Origin of the sequence: Paenibacillus xylanexedens (genome assembly GCF_001908275.1) — a bacterium.
Taxonomy (GTDB): Bacteria; Bacillota; Bacilli; order Paenibacillales; family Paenibacillaceae; genus Paenibacillus; species Paenibacillus xylanexedens_A.
The window spans coordinates 2,832,080-2,852,750 of record NZ_CP018620.1 but is presented as its reverse complement, the minus strand read 5'-3'; the positions used below and the strand labels follow the sequence as shown (position 1 = coordinate 2,852,750).

Genomic DNA, 20,671 nt, shown 5'->3' with positions numbered 1-20,671 from the left:
CGAATAAAAGGAGGTAAACACCATGAATTTCCTGGGACATGTCGTGCGATTTATCATCGCTGCAATTGTATTAATGGTGGTTAGCTGGATCGTTCCCGGATTCGCCGTTGGTGGCTTCTGGAGCGCCCTGTTGCTTGCTCTTGTCATTGCCCTGCTCGGCTGGATCGTTGAAGGTATCTTCGGCAAAAGAGTCAACCCGTTTGGTCGCGGTATTGTCGGATTTATCGTTAGCGCACTGGTGATTTGGCTTGGTCAATATGTTGTAGATCATGTTGAAGTCAGCCTGCTCGGTGCCATTCTCGCTGCGCTGGTTATCGGGATTATCGATCTCTTCATCCCGGTATCCACCCCTTTTGATGCCGGACGAAGCTCCAAAAGTTAATCTCCACTTCACCTTAAAGTCCCCATGTATTCTCCTAAACCTCTGAAGGCCCTGGGCCGGAAGGGGTTTATTTCATTCAGGCAGTGCACACGCTCTGCCGTACACGTACAATTTTCAAAAAAACGACATACGCAGCGTGTACAGGCATCCACATATTGCGGTATGATGACTGGAGCAATCATTCAAATTTTATCCATATCACGCTTTAAGGAGGCACATGATGAAGAAAGGCATAACATGGCTCGCTGCCTGTATGTTAATTCTGGTCCTCACTGCATGTGGAGGGGCGAAACAGTCCGCAGAATCTGGCAGCAATGGATCCGATGCGGATGCTGGAGTTACAGCCAGTGAAGAATTGGTCATCAAGGCAAGTAACTATGAATTCGATCAACCTGAGTACCATCTTAAAAAAGGCGTTCCCGTTAACATTGTTTATAAAAATGAAAACGGAAATCACGGTATCCTTGTGCCTGAGCTGAATCTTCAACTGGATACCAGAAATAGCTCCAAAGTCATAACCCCGGACAAAGTTGGTGAGTTTGAAATGTCCTGTTCTGTCTTCTGTGGTTCAGGACACAGCAGCATGATCTCCAAAATTATCGTTGAAGAATAGTATTCAAGACAAGGAGCCCCCGCAGCGACGGGAGCTCCTTCTTTAGTATAACAAATTGTACCAGAGTACGTTGCCCACGATCCAGTTCTGCTACATTCATTCCGCTAGGTCTGGTCCTGTTCAATCAATTCAATCCATTCGTTATATTCCGTCTGCAATTTCGTATATTCATCATGCAACTGACGATATTCCGTGTTCAGCTGCTCTGCCTTCTCCTGCTCCATTTCACGTTCAACCTGTAACAAACGTAATTGATTGGCCGCTAGTTCGTAACGCTCCCCCATCTCAAGCAGTTCAGTTTCCATGATCTCTTTCTCTTGGGTCGCTTCTGCACGTAACTTGTCCAGCTGCTGTCGTTCTTGTTCCAGTCCCTCCAGCAACTCACTACTTGCCGCACTTTCTCTCTTCCAAACCGTCAGTTCATTCTCAAGTGCAGCCCAGCGTTCCTGCCAGGTTTGTTCCTGAGCCGCCCATTCATCCGCACGGCGTTGCCATACCTGGTCGTTCTGCTCTGCTTGTTCAACGCTTGAGCGAAGTTCTTCTTCACGTCTTGTCAACTGCTCCAGACGGGATGCCAACTCGGTCTGTTTGGCTGACAGTTCTTCGTATTTGATCTGCCACTCCAACGCTTCTTCCTCAGTCTGGGCTAGCCGGCTCTCTTGCTCAGAGTAACGCTCGGAAAGTCTAGCTGAAGACTGTCTCGCTTCTTCAAGTGCGCTCACAATCTCCTGTTTCTCCTTGCTCAGTTCATCCAGCTTGGAACTGTAATTCTCTTCACGCTGTAATGCATCACTGTAATCATTACGGATTTGTTTATAGTTATCCTGAAGTCGGTTCAGCTCTTCCCGAACAACATTTAGCTCAACTTCAAGCTGATTACGTTTCTCTTCCAAAAGCTCTGCATCCTTCTGGTATTGCACAGCCTCTTCATGGTTGAAACGAGACTCTTCCTTCACCACGGACAATTCATCATGAAGGGATTGCACACCAGACTCCAACGTTTCATTTTGTTCAGCAACTTCAAGAATCTGATTCTCCAGGTCTCCGATCTCAGCCAATCGCTGCTCAGCAAGGTCCTTCAAGGACTGCTCACGTTCCGTAAGCGTGCCGATCTCATTCTGCAATGTACGCACCGCAACATGAGCTTGTTCAAGCACTTTTTGCAGTCTGCGCTGTTCCTCTTCCGACTTCACTTCAGCCTCACGAAGCTTTTGGGCTTCCTGCTCAAGCTGTGCATGTTGCTCCTGAAGTTTGCGGAGCTGTGCTGTGAGAGAGGTTTCTCTATCCACAGTCTCATTATACTTCTGCTTCCATTGTTCCTGTGAATCACGGGATTGCTGGGCAGCCTGTTCCGTTTCACGCAGAAGCTCCTGCAACTGGGAACGGTCCTCTTTCAACTGCTCCAGTTGTTGCTCCAGTTCCGTAATTCGGCGAGTCTGAACTTCCTGCTCCTGTTTACGGACCCCATGCTCATGACGTAACGATTCCAATTGACCACGCTCGTGCTGAAGCTGCTGTTCTTGCTCTGCAACCATGTCCTGTGCACTGATGAGCTGGGTCATCACTTCTTCTAATTGCTCTTCGACATCTAATAGTCGAGCCTCCGCCTGTTTACGTTGTTCCTCAAGTTGCTGTTTGAGCTTGCCCTGTTCTTCTTGCAATAAGGCCTCTGCCGCCGCTTCGGCTTCTTTCGCCTGGGACGCTGCTGCTTCCTTGGCTTGCTGCAATTGTTCCTCGAGGGCTGCTTCTTTCTCCATCCATTCGAGTTCCAACTGCTCGGATAACGCCTTGAACTCCGCATTCAACTGATTTATCTCAGTCAGGCGCTTCTGCTCCGCTTGTTCCTGTAAGGCAGACCGTTCCTGATTCGCCTGATCCGTGAGCTCTTGTGTCTGTTGCAGCGCTTTTTCTTCAGCCTGTTGAAGACGAAGTTCCATCTGTTGCTGAAGTTCGTTATATTGCAGCGCTGCTTCTTCCTGAGCTTTCTTCAGATTGCTCTCTGCCTGCTCCAACTCGGACAAAATGGCCGACTCGGCTTCTTCCTTGGCTGCCTGAACCTGCTGCGCAGCCTTCGCTTCAATCTGTTGACGTTCTGCAACGGCACGGCTTTCGGCTTCTTTTAATTGAGCTGCAGTCTTGTCCTGCAACTCTTTATATTGTGCCGCAGCTTTGGCCTGTGCCTGCTGCAATTCGGCTGCAGAACGGTTCTGAGCTTCTTTGAGCTGGGAAGCAGCCTGTGCCTGTGCATTTTTAAGCTGGTTAGCCGCTTTCTCTTCCATTTCCTTCAGCTGTTTCGTTCCCTTGGCTTCTGCTTCCTTCAGTTGTGCTGTCGCTTGGGCCTGCAATCTCTGCACTCGCTCCGTTGCTTGAGCGCGTTCTTGCTCCAGCAGCTTATTCAACTTGGCTATCTCTGAATTTTTGTCCGATTCGGACTTTTGCAACGCCTGCTCTGCTTCAATCTTCAGCTGTTGCAAATCAGCAAGAGCCTGGTCACGCCGTTCCAATTCTTGTTGATGTTCATTTTGTATGGCGTTCAACCGATTCAATTCGTTTCTCAGTTCTGTACGTTCTCCAGTGAGCATCTTCAGTTCATTACGGATTTCCTGAGTCTGAAGAGACTGTTCAGCCATATGTACAGCCGCCAGTACCGCAATACGCGGAGTATCCAGACGGGAATTTTGCTTGGAGATTGCGCCCATACGCTCATCCACCAGGTTAGCTACTTGTTTCATATAGTCGGCACTGCTGCCAACCAGTTTATAGGAAGTCCCGTAGATCTCTACGGTGACGCGTGTACGATCAGGTGTAGTCACAGTTGTGCCCTCCTTCAAGTCTGTATGTTGATTCTAAGCTGTAATCACAAAAAAGTCACATCGATCCTCTAATGCTAAGGATTCGATGTGACTTCAAACAATTCCTGCTAATCTTTGTTCAAAAAATCTTCTTTTGTCCTATTTACGCAATTCCGCTCCGAATTGCTCTTCCAGACGAGCCACTACACGGGCATGAACTTCAGTAACTTCCTCATCGGTCAGTGTACGTTCACGATTCCGGTATACCAGTGCCATCGCCACGCTTTTCTTGTTTTCACCCAGTTTACTACCAGTAAACAAATCGAACACCTGTACAGTTTGTAACAATTCACCCGCTGATTCACGAATGGTACGCAGCATGTCTCCAGCTTCAACATCCTCATTCACAACAACCGCGATATCACGTTCCATGGCCGGGAAACGCGGAAGTTCACGATAACGAATGTCAGCGTCTGCTTCATTGTAAATCGATTCAAGTGCAATCTCTGCGATATATACATCATTCAGATCATACTGCTGTTGCAGTTCCGGGTGCAATTGACCCAATGTACCGATCAATGTGCCTTCCCCGCCATCCTTACCTTCCAGGTAAACCGATGCGGAACGTCCCGGATGGAATCCTTCAGGTCTGTTTGCTACCAAGCGAATGCGTTGTTCAAGCCCCACATAGGCGAACAGATGCTCAAGAGCACCTTTCAGATCGAAGAAGTCTACTTTCTCCGCTCCAACATTCCACTGCTGGCTTGCACGATTCCCGGTGAGCAGCAGCCCCAGTACTGGGATCTCATGCGGTTGCTTGGTCAACTGATCTTCTTCGGTGAAGAACACATTGCCCACTTCAAATACAGCCAGTGAATCCTGTTTACGGTTCATGTTATACACCGCTGCATCCAGCATTTGCGGCAAAATACTCGTACGAAGCACACTGCGGTCCTCACTCATAGGCATCGCGAGTTTCACGGCTTTACTTCCTTGTGTCAACGCCGGGAACAGGGTCGCTTTATCCGGGTGTACAAAGGAGTAACTGATCATTTCCTGCCAGCCACTGCCGGAGAGCAATCCACGAATCGTGCGGCGCATTGCTTGAGAGCGTGTATATGCCCCTGGAGTCGTCGGTCCTTCAATCCATGTGGTTGGAATGTTGTCGTATCCGTACAGGCGTGCAATCTCTTCAAACAAGTCTACATCGAGCGTAATATCCCCTCTGCGTGTTGGTACTTCCACATCCAGCAATCCTTGATCAGCATCACCACATGCAAAGTGCAAACGAGCAAAGATCGTTTTTACCTCAAGCAAAGACAGATCGGTTCCCAGATAACGATTCAGTCGATCCAGCGACAATTGAATTACACGTTTCTCCGCAGCTTCCGCTCCAGCTTCCACGATTCCCTGGTGCACTTCACCTTCAGCATAACGCTGAATCAGTTCAGCCGCACGATCCAAAGCCGTAATGACCGCACCCGGGTCTACTTCCTTCTCAAAACGCATGCTTGCTTCGGAACGTAGCCCCAGTTGGCGCGACGTTTTCCGAACGGTTCCGCCATCGAACTTGGCGGACTCCAGCAACAGATTCACCGTGCCTTCCGATACCTCGGAATTCTCGCCACCCATAACCCCAGCGATGGCTACAGGTTTCACGCCGTCCGTGATGAGCAACATGTGCGGCTCCAGCTTGCGCTCCTGTCCATCCAGCGTAACAATCGTTTCGCCTTCGTTGGCCATCCGCACTTCAATATGGCCCTTTTCCAGCTTATCCGCATCGAATGCATGTAGCGGTTGACCGTATTCCAGCATGACATAGTTCGTGATATCAACGATGTTATTGATTGGGCGAACACCTGCCGCCATGAGACGGTTTTGCATCCACAGCGGGGAAGCACCCAGCTTAATGCCAGTTACATAACGAGCTGCATAGTGAATGCATTGCTCCTGTGCCTTAATCTCTACAGAGATATGATTCGCAGCTGCATCACCAATTTCAACCAGTTGGTCTTTGGGACTTGGCAGCTTCACTTCACGACCCAGAATGGCACCCACTTCATAAGCTGCACCACGCATGCTGAGACAGTCAGAACGGTTCGGTGTCAGGTCCAGTTCAAGCACATGATCGTCGAGACCAAGAATCTGGCTGATTGGCGTGCCAACCTCCGTTTGTTCCGGCAGAACGAGAATACCTTCCTGCTGATCTTTCGGCAACAATTTGTCGTTCATGCCCAGCTCTTTGGCGGAACAGATCATGCCAAGGGAGACAACACCGCGCAGTTTGGCTTTTTTGATATCCAATCCACCAGGGAGCTTTGCTCCAACCAGGGCTACGACTACTTTTTGGCCTGCATCCACATTTTTCGCACCACACACGATCTGCAGATCTTCTTCCTGACCAGCATCGATGACACATACATTCAGTTTGTCTGCATCGGGGTGTTTCTCCTTGCTCTTCACATAACCTACAACAACTTTATTGACACCCTTGTTGCGGTTCTCCACTACATCAATTTCGACACCCGCACGGGTGATTTTCTCCGCCAATTCCTGTGGCGTCACACCTTCAAGGGAAATATAATCAGACAGCCAATCTGTCGATACTCTCATGGACGTTCACTTCCTTCATCTATAAATTGGTGTTCCCGGTTCATTCGCTTGCTATATATGGTTAATCTTTCTTGTCTTAAAGTTACAGCCGTCCAAATTGCTTCAGGAAGGTCAAATCGCTATTGTAGAAGTGACGGATATCATCGACACCATACTTCAGCATCGCAATACGTTCTACGCCCATTCCAAATGCAAAACCACTGTATTTCTCCGGATCATAACCACCCATTTCCAGTACTTTCGGGTGAACCATACCGCCGCCCAAAATTTCAAGCCAGCCTGTTTGCTTACATACGCGACAGCCGCTGCCGCCACATTGTACACAGGTTACATCCACTTCTGCACTTGGCTCTGTGAACGGGAAGAAGCTTGGACGCAGACGAATTTCTGTGTGGGAACCGAACATTTCGCGCACGAATTGCAACAGGGTTCCTTTCAGATCGCTCATACGAATGTTTTCGCTGATTACCAAACCTTCAACCTGGTTGAATTGGAAAGAGTGCGTCGCATCGTCATCATCACGGCGGTATACTTTACCTGGGCAGATGACTTTGACAGGCACTTCGCCCTTCATGCTCTGCATGGTACGTACTTGCACAGGAGATGTATGGGTACGCATCAACAAGTCTTCGGTAACATAGAAAGAATCCTGCATATCGCGCGCCGGGTGATTCTTTGGCAGATTCAATGCTTCAAAGTTGTAATAATCCATTTCGACTTCAGGACCTTCCGCAACGCGGTATCCCATACCGATGAAAATATCTTCGATCTCCTGTACCACTTTGGTCAGTGGATGCAGTCCGCCTTGACGTCCACGACGTCCTGGCAGAGTCACATCAATTTTCTCGGATTGCAGACGCTTCGCTGTCTCTTCCTTCTGGAACTGATCCTGCTTGCTGTCGATGACTTCCTCAATGGCAGCCCGAACATCGTTGGCTACTTGACCAATAACTGGACGTTCCTCCGCACTAAGCGCACCCATACCACGCAAAATTTCAGTCAATGCACCCTTTTTCCCCAAATACTTTACACGCAGATCACCGAGCGTCTGCGGATCATTCACACCAGACAACTGCTCCAGCGCTTCGATCTTCAATGCCTCTAAACGTTCTTTCATGTGTAATTGCCCCCTTTTTGTGGTGTTTTTGCAACAAAAAAAGGCCTTCTCTCCCCTGAAGGGACGAAAAGACCGTGGTACCACCCTTGTTAGACATCCATTGCTGCGTGGCCCTTCTGGCCTGCAACTGGTTCTGTCTCACTTTGTACGGAATAACGACCGTTAACCGTTTGCCCCTACTGTTGCCTCTGTGTCTGCACACAAACAGGTTCAGGGAACCGCTTCGGAGTGAATTTCGGCAGCCTTGTTCTACAGAAACGCTCTCAATCTACGGCGCTTCCTCCCTGTCCAGAGGCACTGCTTACTTATCTCCATCATCACGTTTGCTTTTAAGTTAAACCTCTAGAGGTTGTCAAAAAGTCCGCTTTTGATTACGAATGATGCCTAGCGGCATCATCAGCGTCGAATATGGCATTCAGCCGAATAAGCAGATGCTTACGAAGTATGTTTCCTTCGGAAACATTGTAGTTGCTCACGTAGTTTTCCTACGCTCCACTACTCCATTTCTATCTTCATCCCATCTTCTTGGTACTGAAAACCGATCTTTTTGAACACTTACCTATATCGATGTAATCATCGATGATCGTTCATAATTATATGCAAAATAGATCGAAATAGCAAGCCGTCCATATTCTAATTTATGCTTGCACCCTTATCTTTCAATTGTTTCAGGCGCTGCTGGATTTCGCGAATCTCAGCTGCCTCGACTGCTCGCTCATTCGAATGCTCGGGCTGTGTCAGACTGTCTTTTCCAGCAGTGCTCACAGGAGACAGCAACTCCGATAGGCGCATCTCCAATCGTAACCGCTCATCATCGGATTCCCGGGTCTCCAGCGCCACCTCCCGAAGTTTGGTGGACTGCTCCCAATCCGATACGCCTCCTTCAAACAGAGTTGCTGTGCCACCAGCCTCCAGATCGCATAACCGATTCGCGAGTGACTTCGTCAGCATCCGGTCATGGGATACAAGCACCAAAGCACCCGAAGCCTGTTTTAATACATTTTCCATGACTTCCTGGGTATCGATGTCCAGATAATTCGTCGGTTCGTCCAGCACCAGCAGATTCGCTCCGCCAAAGTACAGTCTCAGAAATGCCACTCTGCACTTTTCCCCCATGCTCAAATCCCCAATGCGCTTGAACACATCATCTCTGGAAAATAGGAAACATCCCAGAATGGTACGTGCCGCACTTTGTGTCATGGATGGAAGGGTAAGCAAGCTCTCCAGCAGCGTCAGATTTTCGGGAAGCCCTTCCAGCTCCTGTGAAAAGTATCCGATTTTCAGTTGCGGATGCCGTGTGACCTTGCCTTGCGAAGGCTCCAGTTCACCAATCATCAACTTCAGCAGTGTTGTCTTGCCCGTTCCATTAGGGCCCCGTACAGCAAGCCGATCTCCTCGTTCCACAGTAATTCGAAGATTGCGCAGCAATGATTTGTCTCCCGTATATGAAAAACTCACCTCTTCCAGCGCAAGCAGCTGGCGTGCAGCCAGTGGATTCATCTGTAATTCCATGTTCAACTTTGCGGCTTCACGAGGTTTATCCACCCGTTCCCGCTCCAAACGTTCCAGCTGTTTTTGTTTCGCATGGAAACGTGAAATATTTTTGTTGGCTTTGGCCTTATAGAAGCTCTGGGTGATCTTCACCTCTACATCGGTCGCCGAATTATGCGCTTTATGGAACCATTCCTGATAATTTCGAATCGTTTCTTCCAGCGCCTTACGTTCCAATTCCTGCCTGCGGTAGATCGTTTCCTGTTCGCGTAATTCACGCTCTTTGTGGATCTTGTAGTCGGAGTATCCGCCCTTGTATTTGGTCAGGGCATCTGGACTGAACTCAATGACTCCTGTTGCTACCTGATCAATAAACGTACGATCATGTGATACAAATAACAGCGTACCTTCATATGAGGATAACCACTCTTCCAGCCAGCGCATGCTTCCCTCATCCAGATGATTCGTCGGTTCATCCAGGATCAGGAATTTGGGTTTGCTGACAAGCAGCCCCGCCAAACGAGCCTTTGTTTTTTGTCCACCACTCAAGGAATGATAGGGTCTATTCCAATGCTCCGCGGATAATCCAAGGCGAGTCAGTACTTTCTCTACCTCAGTCTCCCACATATAACCGTTCAACTGTTCATATTGCTCCATCACTTGTGTATAAGCTGCAAGCAACTCTTCATCCGCTTCAGTGCTCATGCTCAAACGTTGTTCCAGTTCTTCCAAATTCCGTTTCACTTCATAGATCTGACCGCTCTCACGCCGGACCGCATCCAGTACATTCATCCCGGTCTCAATCTCCGAGCGCTGGCGCATGAACCCCCATTCCTGCTGAGGAATATGACGTTCAATCCGTCCACCACCATGCTCCTCACCCAAAATGATACGTAACAACGTTGTCTTGCCGCATCCGTTGCGACCCAAAATGGCGAGTCGTTCGCCCTCATTAATCTCCAAATTCAATCCTGTAAACAATTCAATACCGTTCCATTCTTTTGATACTTCATGTAAGCGTACCAATGTCATCATGAGGCCTCATCCTTCCTGCATCCTTTTTGCTGAACAAAAAAAACCGCTGGCATCAGCCGGCGGTTTGGCAATTCAGGGTTGGATCAAGCATTCAAAGACAGATCTAAGGTAAGCTACGGCATGAACAAAGAAACCCCAAATACAGGGTACACGTAAACCTCAATGGCTTACTTGCTCCATACCTTTTCCCATAGCTGAATTTGGACACACGAATCCCCTCATTGCTCAGCCGCTCTGGCTGACTGCGTCATAAAACCGTCTGCAGTTAACTGGGGTTCAATTCATGTGTTTTACTTCATGGGACGTATGGTTACCTCTCATTCATGTGTAGTATCAATTTCTCCGTTATTGTACCAGATCATTGTAAAAAAGCAAAGGGTATATAAATTAAACTAAAGAATACTTACTTACTTACTTACTTACTTACTTACTGGCCACTCCGAAAACAGAACAATCTTCTGATCGCTGTTACCACGGGATTTCTTTTAAGGTAATAGAAAAAAGCCCCTGCATCGCAAGGGCTCCGGTACTGCTTCATTAAGCGGGTGATGGGAATCGAACCCACGCTATTAGCTTGGAAGGCTAAAGTTCTACCATTGAACTACACCCGCATGATTGAAGATTTATTGTTAAGTTCCTTAGGAATTTAACAGTGATTTTACAAATAATAATATACCATGATCCTCTATAGCATGCAAGTGATATTTCCCATTTTTTTCATTACGCATCCATCAAAAGAAAGCAGGAGCACCCTCGCGCCCCCGCTGTTCCCTATCCAGTAGGCTTATCCACATCTCTCAAAAACTGCTTTTCAAATTCAGCGGCTTTAATCGGTTTGCTGAAGAAATAACCCTGAGCCTCGTGACAGTGTTGATTGCGAAGAAAGACCATCTGATCTTCGTTCTCCACGCCCTCAGCTGTGACTTTCAGTTGTAAATGATGCGCCATTGAGGTGATGGTAGATACGATCGCTGCGTTATTGCTGTCCTCCATGACTTCATTCACGAATGAACGGTCAATCTTAAGCCGATCAATCGGCAGATCCTTCAGATAGTGCAACGAGCTGTATCCCGTTCCAAAATCATCAATACTGATATGCACACCAATTTCTTTGATTTTGCGCAACTGTTCGAATGAACGGTCTTTATCAAATGTCATGCTCTCTGTAATCTCCAGTTCAAGCCATACAGGTTCTAATCCTGTCTCCTTGAGAATGCCATTGATATTGTCCAACAAATGGGAGTGCCTGAATTGTCTCATTGACAGATTCACCGAAACACACAGTTTACGATAACCGGCTTCCTGCCACTGTTTGTTCTGTGCACACGCTTCACGAAGCACCCATTCGCCAAGTGGCACAATGAGCCCACTCTCTTCTGCCAGAGGAATAAATTCCGCCGGAGATACCGAGCCTCGCTGCGGATGCTGCCAACGCACCAAAGCTTCCATGCCAACGATTAGCCCACTTTGCAGATTAACCTGCGGCTGGTAGACCAGGTAGAACTGACCTCGATCCAACGCCTTGCGCAGATCATTCTCAAGCTGCAAACGCTCCTGTGCCTTCATCTGCATCGCATGGGCAAAACGATTCAGTTCCATTCCTTGTTCCTTAGCACTGTGCAAAGCCGTATCAGCATTCTGAATAATCTCCAGTGGTGACTCCCCATCATGTGGGAAAATGGCCATCCCAATTCCAAGTGTCAGATGATACTCATTGCCATCAACCAAGACGGGCTTCTCAAAAAGTTGCAAAATGGATCTTGTCCGACGCAACGCTGTATCGGTTGAACTGAAATCTGTCATCGTTAATGCAAACTCATCTCTTCCCAATCCAAAGACTTCTTCTCCTGGAAGGGACAATTGTTTCAGTCGTTGACCTACCTGACGCAAAACACGGTTAGCTGCTTGCTGTCCAAGCGAATCATTTATGGTTTTGAACCGATTAATATTCAGGACCAATACACCAACAAGCTGTTCCTGCACCACGGCGTCATCCATCATCTTTTTCAACTGCTGTGAAAGGCGACGACGGTTTGGAAGTCCCGTTACATCATCATGATGAGCAATATAGTTCATCTTGGCTTCCGCGACCTGCTGTTGCAGGAAAGGTGTGTCCACTACGGACGTATACAGCCCTTTTTGAATGAAAAAATATGCCATACAATTACTCATCAATCCTAATAACAGATTGAGATCGTTCACCCCAGTTGCTGAAACAAAATAACATTCACCAAAAAAGAAACACAGAATGCCACATAGAATGGTTGGTAAATCACCATCTTTGGTTTTTTTCCATTGTACAAACAAAAGAACTGCAATAATGCCATAGAGCAATCCAACCATAAGATGAACTCGAGTGAAGATACCACCAAGCACTTCCCCATCAAGCATACTCGGCAACATGCTCCATTCCTGAACAGCCAGTATGTACAAAATAACAAAGGTACCCAATGTCCCACTTAAAAGTAAGAATTTGCGTGGTAATGCAAATTCTTTCTCATTTAAGGTATACACGAGCAGTAAACCTACGGAACATACCAAAGATCCCATGGTTGACATCATTAAGGAGAACTCCGATTCCATCATGGCTCCATTTGGAATCTCTTCTGCAAATGAAACGATATGAACCAGTTCAAACAGACCAATCAATAAAAAGAGTGTTGTCAATAATGTCCTCCGAAGCGTTAGCTTCTGTGTCCGAAACAACCAGCTTTGATTATAGACGCCGATACAAGCCGCTACCGCAGCAAATCCACCCAAGAGTGTCAAAACCGGGTAACCCGATATGATCAGATCAGAGCTTGAAGAAGAACGAAACCATTGACTTGCGAGGAAACATAATAAGCCGCCCACAGCGACCCAACTTATTTTTCTCTGATCTTGCAGATTAACCTTCATGCCGTGTTTTCCTTCCCGGGATCACCTATCCTGAATTACATTAACCAAACTCAACAACTTACTACACGATTCGACAAAAAACATATTAACCAACGTTCAATTCACATGCATACACATGCTATCTGGTACATAATAACATTTAATTTTGTATACGTGAACTAAAAAATAGTTACTCCTAGGAATATTTATTCACAAATATATAGAAAAACAAGGCATTAAGAACTAAAAAAACATGGATCTCCAGTTAGAGTCCATGTTTTCCTATTTTACAACTGTATTTCAGACTATATTACTTATCAAAATTCACTTCTGGTGTTGTTAATTTATCATAGAAATCAACAACCTTATCCTTGTCTTCCGATGAGCGAATCGCCATCGCTGAACGTGGATGCTCGTCCAACGCACCTGTAATCATGTAAGGCAGAATGTAACCCCATTCTTCTTTTTCTCTGAGCGGAACCATCAACTGTTCCAATACACCAAGTACTGGACGCAGATTGTATTTTGTTCCTTTCAGATGAGCCACGAGCAATTCGGTTGGACAGTTTCCAGCAGCACGGCCCATACCATACACAGAAGCATCAAGCAGTTCAACGCCAAGTTCTGCCGCAACCAATGTGTTAGAAAACGCAAGTTGCATATTATTATGTGTGTGAACACCAAGACGCTTGTTAGGCAAGTGAGTCTTGAACTTTTCTACCAGATATTTCACATCATTATGGTCCAAGCTACCGTAGGAGTCTACAATGTAAACAACATCCACAGCGCTTTCTTTGATCAATTCAAATGCTTCCAGCAATTCATTCTCCATAACATTGGAGAGTGCCATAATATTAAGTGTAGTTTCATATCCACGATCATGGAATGTTTGAACCAGTGCAAGTGCCTTGTCTACATCTTTGCTGTAGCAGGCAACCCGGATCAGATCCAGCATGCTCTCACTGCGAGGCAAGATATCATTTTCGTCCACACGTCCAACGTCAACCAGTGCAGACAATTTGGTATTGCCTTTTTGAGGAATAACTTTACGCAGGAAATCATCGTTCAGGAAACGCCATGGTCCTGCTTCCTCGGCGCCTTTAAGCAACTTCGGAGAGTTTTTATATCCAATTTCCATATAATCAACGCCAGCTTCATTCAATCCAGCATATAGCTGTTGAACAAAGTCCACGCTAAAGTCCCAATTATTCACCAATCCGCCATCACGGATCGTACAATCTACAATTTTGCAATGATTTGTCTTCATTAATGTCTGCTCCTTTTCTGACCAACTTGTGTATTCCTCTCATGATACTTGAACGTGACAAGAAAAGTAAAGGGATTCCGGACTTATTTACTTCGATAAGATCTCCAGATTCGGTCAATCTCAACCATATCGGAACGATCGGGAGCTTTCTCTCCATAACGGACGGCATTATACGTTTCTGGCAGTCTCGCAGACAGCTCATCTTCTTCTAACTTCACACCATTCTGAATAATGGTCTGTGCAGCCTCCAGCGGAGTGTGCGTCCCCTGTATTTCCACGCCTCGATGAGCGGCTCTTTCAATCCAAGTCCGATAATAATAGCGAACACGTTCAGCATCCTGCGCAGGTGGCGCCTCTTTCTTGCGAAACCAATTCTTTCGGACTTTTGCTGGCGCATCAAGCGTCTCACTGACATCGATATACTCCGTCCGTGGTTCTGCCTTCTTTTCACCTGGTTGTAACATCCCCTTGAATCGGTCCATAAGTCTGTTTATCGTTTTTTGTCCCAACCTCAGAAGCAGCCACAGAATTGCTCCTGCTACAGCACACATCACTACCCAACCGAGGATGTTCCAGAAGACTGAGGGCTCGGATGGCGGCTCTCTCCAGTCATTCGGTATATTTAACTGCTGATTGGGGTTGTCCATTGGTAATCGCGGCTCCTCGCCGGAAATCGGACCAAACCATCCCCTGATCCATGCAAGCAAGCGGTCACGTAGCGGCCCCAGCCAGGCAGCGAGACTTGGGAAAGCACCGATTGCAACGATAACAATAAACATCCACATGAACCGCTGATGATTCGCACGTGCAAAATCTCTCAATACCAATCTTCTCTTGCTGTCATTGAGTATTGCCTGATCCAGTTGCAGCATATATCGTCCAACCAGCCAAAAGGCAAAACTAATCACTCCCGCAATATAGATCCATAGGGTATAGGTACGTATCGGTTGCATGAATTCCAACGAGTTCGAAGCAATCATAAGCACGATTGCACTGATTACACCCATAATCTGCAAACGCCATAACAACACTGAATGAAAGACTGGCTGGAAGGTCAGACCTGCATAAGCCGAGATGACTCCACACAGTACCAATGTGATGATATCCGGCAACGGGAGAATAAGGCTCATCCCAACAACGAGTGCGAAGAGAAATCCTATGACGAGTGCCGCTAGTCCACGAATGAGTGTATTTTTCTCGCTAAAACCTGGAATTTTATGCTGAATGAACTGTCCCAACCAACCTACAAGAACAACCAGGATGAATAATGTGTACGGCAAATGTTCCATTGCGTAGAATGAAGCAAGCGTAAATATCGGAAAAAGGTATATGCCAGCCATCAAGACGGCAAGCATCGCTATGAGTCCTGTGGTCGTTGCTACCGGTCTGTTCCTCATGCACTCACCGCCTTTGTATTGCCCTTCACGTCCTCTACCGGGAGAATCGTTACACGATGTCCTTGTTCGTGCAGACGTGCAATCTCGTGCTCCATAGCGGCAGATACATAGGATGTAATCAGCAGATAGCTGCGGATTTGCTGTGCTTCTTCATTCAGACGTACTTCATCATTCAGGAATTGCTCCATGGGCACCATGCATTTCAACTCTGTCTCAGCCATAGCTTCCAGTAACCGTTCCAGATGGGGCGTGCCATAATCCGGCTCAATCCGAAGCGTATCGCGGCCTCCACCCACATGATAACCATTATGGGCGAAACCTGCTGGCAACCCTCTACCGATGGCATCCACTGCAGCCGTGGCAGCGTAACGAAGTGCCCGTTCAATCTTTTCCGGTCGAGTAACAACACTCCACATATCTGCAGATTCCTGAATGTTGACTACAATCCAGGATTGCGGATCAGCCGTCCACCCCTGTTTGTAGACTTGTAATTCACCTGTACGTGCACTCGCTTTCCAGTGAATACGATTCATGGGGTCGCCTGCACCATAAGGCCGAACACCCAGAATCAAGAAAGGATCTTCAACGATCCATCGTGATACTTCCACTTCTCCCTGCCATACCTGATAAATTGCAGGAAGATCCTCTGCATTCACTAATGAAGGATACACAATCATAGACATTTCCAAAGGAATCGGTTTGGTGGAACGCCACACACCAAAGAGATCCCCACCTGTCATCGTTGCTGTATTTAATGGATAAATCCCACGCTGAGTACATGTAAAAGGATGCTTGCGCGTAATACGAGTAAACGGTTTTAACGTAAAAATACTCTTATGGTTCTGATAGATTTCGCCTTGACTAATATCCATACCTGAACCGGAACGAAATACAAACGACACTGGCATCATCGATTCAAGTCTGAGCCACGGTACGGAGACTCGTTTCTCATTCGATATCGTCTCCACCATCTCAAGTCCATCTCCAGCGTAACAACGCAGCTTGCTGAATTGTCTGCTGTACCTGAGTTTTCGCAGTGCAGGTCGTCCAAACCACACACCATGTATAACAACGACAATGCCTCCAACAAGGACAAGCCATAATAATGCCATAAGATTAACGCCCGCTTGTAGCGAGATTCTCCGTAGGCACTTCTGTCTGATTCAGAAGTTCCTGGATGATACGCTCCGCCAAGCCCTCTTGTTGTCTGATCCGGTTACGGAATACCAGTCGGTGCGCCAGCACAGGTTCCGCCAGTACTTTAATATCATCAGGCAAAACAAAGTCTCTGCCATGCAGTGCAGCCCATGCCTGACTTGCCTTGAGTAATGCCTGAGCCCCTCGTGGACTTACGCCAAGCGAAAGCTCGGGATGTTGCCTTGTTGCTTCGGTTAACTGAATGATATATCGTAGCAAATCTTCGTTGATTTGCACTGTTTTATACGTATCCTGCGCCTTCAAAAGTTCTTCACGACTGATCACTGCCGAGAGATCATCAACAGAACGACTGGCTACCGTACGTCTCAAAATTTCTACACTCTCTTCACTGCTTGGATAACCCATGCGAATTTTCATCATAAAACGATCCATCTGCGCTTCAGGTAGTGGAAAAGTTCCCTGGTTATCTACAGGATTTTGGGTAGCAATAACGATAAATGGCCGTTCCAGTTGTCTCGTTGAACCGTCGATACTGATCTGCCGCTCTTCCATACACTCCAGCAAGCTTGATTGTGTACGCGGTGTAGCACGGTTAATCTCATCGGCTAATACAAGATTGGCAAACAAGGGGCCGGGTCGGAATTCAAAATCCCCTTCTTTTTGATTAAAAAAATGAATCCCTGTTAAGTCAGAGGGCAGCAAGTCCGGTGTAAACTGTATCCGTTGGAATGTGCAGTCCAATGAAGAGGCTACCGATTTGGCGAGCATCGTTTTCCCAGTACCCGGTACATCCTCCAGCAGCACATGTCCTGACGCTATGATCGCTGTCATCACCAGCTCTATCGTATGCTCTTTTCCCACAATCACTTTTCCCACGTGATCCATCAGTTGTTGATTCATTCGTTCCATTCCTTGGATTTCCATCTGCATCTCATCCTTCCGTTATGGAGCTTATGTATTCGCATTCATTACTAACTATAACCGTTATTGGCAACATAAAACAAAGGAGTTGGCAAATGGCCAACTCCTCGACTCCCCGCTTTTCTCAATATACCAAGGGTAACATAATTATAAACCGCGTGCCTTCGCCCTTTTTGCTATCCACAGAGATGGTGCCTCCATGGTTCTTGATGATTCGGTAACTCACCGAAAGTCCAAGCCCCGTTCCGCTCTCCTTGGTCGTGAAGAATGGATCAAACAGACGTACAAGCGTGTTATGGTCCATCCCATGACCGTTATCCGCGATGGAGATCTGCACGAACTTGTTTTCCGTGGCGGTAGATATTCGAATTAGACCCGTATGTTCTTCGCCAACTTCCTCAATGGCATCCATTGCGTTTTTCACCATATTCAAAATAACCTGCTTAATCTGTTTGACATCAATGGACACATTCAGCGGGGCATCCCCTTCATCCAGTACGATCTCGCATCCCTTCATCAACCCTTCGCTTTCGGTCAGCAAGACCACCTCTTTGAGCAAAGAGTCGACGGATATCACGGTCTTCTGTGGAGCTGACGGTTTGGAAGAATTCAGAAATTCGTAGATGATGTCATTCGCCCGATCAATCTCCGTCAGTATGATTCGAGCGTACTCGTCTTTGCCGAGCTGCAGCAAATGGGGTCTGAGCAATTGGATGAACCCACGGATTGCAGTCAACGGATTACGAATTTCATGAGCAATAGATGCTGAAATCCGCCCCAGCATCGCAAGTTTGTCATTTTGATAAGCGGTCTGTTCAATTTGTTTATAATCAGATACATCTTTGACGCTGAACAAGAAGTCGCCATCCATCTGATCACCGTACGTCACAGTAACCAGCCAATGCCTTCCGTATTCATCAATCAACTCATGATAGCGCTTACGGTGAAAAATAGTTTCCCGATAGATACGTAAAATTTTCTTTTTCTTGAATCGGCTCATCTGCGGATGATGCAGCATTTGCATCAGGGTGCAGCCGCTCAACAGACTTCGTGGAAGCTCCAACAACTTTGCCATCTGAACGTTAATAAACGTCAATACACCGTGACTGTCAAACAACATAATACCGCTATCCAGATGTTCCAGTACATTCTCGTACTTGTTGTTATCCAGATGCACAGGCGGGAAACCATCCGTTGGTTGAGGCACTGTATCCTGAAATTCACTAATCATGTCAGGTTCCTCCTTTTCACGTAAATGATAAACTTGCCATTCGGACATCATATCATCACAGAAACAGGAAGGGCCGATTTTATTTTTCATTACCGGTGCCCTTTCGTTGGGGGGCTGAGCCGAAAATATGGATGGCATGGCCGGAACTCAAGCTGGTCTATTCCCGGTAACCAACAGTCGATCCGGAAAATCATATACGTTTGTCCCATTCTGACCTTCTCCTATTCCCAAACACGAACATTTTTTGCTCCGCCTCTTTTGCAAGTCTGTTTTTATCATAGACAAGTTTATAGAAGAGAGTCAATCGGAGAAAGTGTCGAATGGAAATTATTTTAAAAAAAACCTCGAATTAGTTCCAGAACACAGCACAAAAACGAAGCCGTTTCACCCAGTAGGCAAATCAGCTTCGTTTTTAATATCTTTAATTGGTGATATATCCGAGATCATCTATAGTCCGGTCTTATTATGCTGAATTTTCAGTCTGCGCTGACTCATCACAGCTAATCGACGTTTAAGTTCGCTTTCCCACTTCTCGTCTTTGGTTTCCTTCGCGAGCCTGAGCAAATCCAGAGCCATATCAATCTGGCGCTGCACAATGACCATAGCATCCTCGCTCTCACGGTTTACACAGTTTTCAAAAATCGCATCCTCATCTTCTGTAACATAATCTTGAAAGTCGATCTCGGATGCACCGTCTCCATGCGCATATTCAGCCAGGATTTCGTATTCGTTTTCCACTTTATAATGCACCTCAACCCGGTGACACACCGGGCAAAACAGCAGGGGAACATTATGAACCTGGGTGCGGTAATGCTTCAGCGTGCCCTTCGTTCCAACCATACTTGCCCCACAACAGTAACTCATTTTTGTTCACCCTCCTTATTACGTGCCGGGACTTTTTTGTTAAAATGCCATCCCGTACACTTACAGCACTTCCAAAAAGGAATAGTTCCATCAGTGTATCACATTCATGTACAGATTATAAATGCAGAGCACCGGAATATTTACCGGGTTTCCATACCCTATTCGCCTTGAAGGCCATCAATTCCTCTTTCAACAGATAAAAAGAAGACTTTCTTCTAATATATTATTAACACGCTTAGCTGCTTGTTCAAACACTTTTGATTAACTTCGTGATAACTTCCGGCAAAAGGGTGCAAAAAGCCCTCAATCCCTAACGGGATGAGGGCTTGAACAAAAGCCGTCCAAGTTAATCTGGCTTACAGGTTAGTGTCGCCTGGTTTCCAGTTCATTGCACACAATCCGCCGGATTGCAGTGCTTGCAGTACGCGAAGTGTTTCTTCAACACTACGGCCTACATCGTTGTGGTTAACCACTTGATATTTCAATTCGCCTTCTGGATCGATGATGAACAGACCGCGCAATGCTACGCCTTCTTCTTCGATCAGAACGCCGTAATCTTTAGCCACTTGCTTCGTGATATCGGAAGCCAGTGGGAAGTTCAATTGACCCAGACCATTGCTGTCTACAGGTGTGTTGATCCATGCTTTGTGGCTGTGTACGGAGTCTACGCTCACGCCAAGGATTTCTGTATCCAAAGCTTTGAATTGCTCGGAAGCAACGCTCAAAGCTGTAATTTCAGTTGGGCACACAAATGTGAAGTCCAAAGGATAAAAGAAGAATACAAGCCATTTGCCACGATAATCGGACAGTTTAACGGAACCAAAGTCTTGTCCGTCTCCCGATACTGTTTCCATTGCGAAATCCGGTGCTGGTCTACCTACCAAACGTTCTGCCATAACTAAAAATTCCTCCT

General features: G+C 46.8%; 14 protein-coding genes and 1 tRNA gene. 2 read left to right on the top strand and 13 right to left on the bottom strand.

Annotated elements, in window-relative coordinates; genetic code table 11:
- The first annotated feature begins 22 nt into the window (after positions 1-22).
- Both BS614_RS12785 and BS614_RS12780 read left to right on the top strand, forming a co-directional pair.
- Positions 23-382, top strand: coding sequence for a phage holin family protein (locus tag BS614_RS12785; protein WP_017689637.1), 360 nt, complete (start codon positions 23-25; stop codon positions 380-382).
- Between the two features lie 217 nt (positions 383-599).
- A complete protein-coding gene (locus BS614_RS12780; RefSeq protein WP_373461337.1) occupies positions 600-995 on the top strand; it encodes a cupredoxin domain-containing protein in 396 nt (131 codons plus the stop codon).
- A 104-nt stretch (positions 996-1,099) separates the two neighbouring features.
- On the opposite strand, the gene BS614_RS12775 is transcribed toward BS614_RS12780, so the two are convergent.
- The 13 genes from BS614_RS12775 to BS614_RS12715 all read right to left on the bottom strand — a co-directional run bounded on the left by BS614_RS12775 (position 1,100) and on the right by BS614_RS12715 (position 20,654).
- On the bottom strand, positions 1,100-3,808 hold the full coding sequence (locus BS614_RS12775; RefSeq protein WP_074094299.1) for a cell division protein ZapA: 2,709 nt from the start codon (positions 3,806-3,808) through the stop codon (positions 1,100-1,102).
- Positions 3,809-3,946: 138 nt separating this feature from the next.
- Positions 3,947-6,400, bottom strand: a complete 2,454-nt coding sequence (gene pheT, locus BS614_RS12770; RefSeq protein WP_074094298.1) for a phenylalanine--tRNA ligase subunit beta — start codon at positions 6,398-6,400, stop codon at positions 3,947-3,949.
- An 82-nt stretch (positions 6,401-6,482) separates the two neighbouring features.
- Positions 6,483-7,517, bottom strand: coding sequence for a phenylalanine--tRNA ligase subunit alpha (gene pheS, locus BS614_RS12765; RefSeq protein WP_017689641.1), 1,035 nt, complete (start codon positions 7,515-7,517; stop codon positions 6,483-6,485).
- A 633-nt stretch (positions 7,518-8,150) separates the two neighbouring features.
- Positions 8,151-10,043 carry a ribosomal protection-like ABC-F family protein gene (gene abc-f / locus BS614_RS12760; protein ID WP_074094297.1) on the bottom strand — a complete coding sequence of 631 codons (1,893 nt, stop codon included), beginning with the start codon at positions 10,041-10,043 and terminating at the stop codon, positions 8,151-8,153.
- Positions 10,044-10,583: 540 nt separating this feature from the next.
- Positions 10,584-10,654 (bottom strand) — tRNA-Gly (locus BS614_RS12755).
- A 160-nt stretch (positions 10,655-10,814) separates the two neighbouring features.
- Positions 10,815-12,941: a bifunctional diguanylate cyclase/phosphodiesterase gene (locus BS614_RS12750; protein WP_074094296.1), complete on the bottom strand. Its 2,127-nt coding sequence runs from the start codon at positions 12,939-12,941 to the stop codon at positions 10,815-10,817.
- A gap of 289 nt (positions 12,942-13,230) precedes the next feature.
- Positions 13,231-14,187 (bottom strand): aldolase catalytic domain-containing protein, encoded by a 957-nt coding sequence (locus BS614_RS12745; protein ID WP_047842252.1) that lies wholly within the window; start codon positions 14,185-14,187, stop codon positions 13,231-13,233.
- Positions 14,188-14,270: 83 nt separating this feature from the next.
- Positions 14,271-15,584 carry a DUF4129 domain-containing protein gene (locus tag BS614_RS12740; RefSeq protein ID WP_074094295.1) on the bottom strand — a complete coding sequence of 438 codons (1,314 nt, stop codon included), beginning with the start codon at positions 15,582-15,584 and terminating at the stop codon, positions 14,271-14,273.
- Positions 15,581-16,696: a DUF58 domain-containing protein gene (locus BS614_RS12735; protein ID WP_074094294.1), complete on the bottom strand. Its 1,116-nt coding sequence runs from the start codon at positions 16,694-16,696 to the stop codon at positions 15,581-15,583. The genes BS614_RS12740 and BS614_RS12735 overlap by 4 nt, the downstream gene beginning before the upstream one ends.
- Before the next feature lie 4 nt (positions 16,697-16,700).
- Positions 16,701-17,666 carry an AAA family ATPase gene (locus BS614_RS12730; RefSeq protein WP_017689647.1) on the bottom strand — a complete coding sequence of 322 codons (966 nt, stop codon included), beginning with the start codon at positions 17,664-17,666 and terminating at the stop codon, positions 16,701-16,703.
- Positions 17,667-17,787: 121 nt separating this feature from the next.
- Entirely contained in the window at positions 17,788-18,894 is a 1,107-nt protein-coding gene (locus tag BS614_RS12725; protein WP_036610143.1) for a PAS domain-containing sensor histidine kinase, read from the bottom strand.
- A gap of 447 nt (positions 18,895-19,341) precedes the next feature.
- Positions 19,342-19,758: a hypothetical protein gene (locus BS614_RS12720; protein ID WP_017689649.1), complete on the bottom strand. Its 417-nt coding sequence runs from the start codon at positions 19,756-19,758 to the stop codon at positions 19,342-19,344.
- Between the two features lie 356 nt (positions 19,759-20,114).
- Positions 20,115-20,654, bottom strand: coding sequence for a peroxiredoxin (locus BS614_RS12715; protein WP_036610146.1), 540 nt, complete (start codon positions 20,652-20,654; stop codon positions 20,115-20,117).
- Positions 20,655-20,671: the final 17 nt, after the last annotated feature.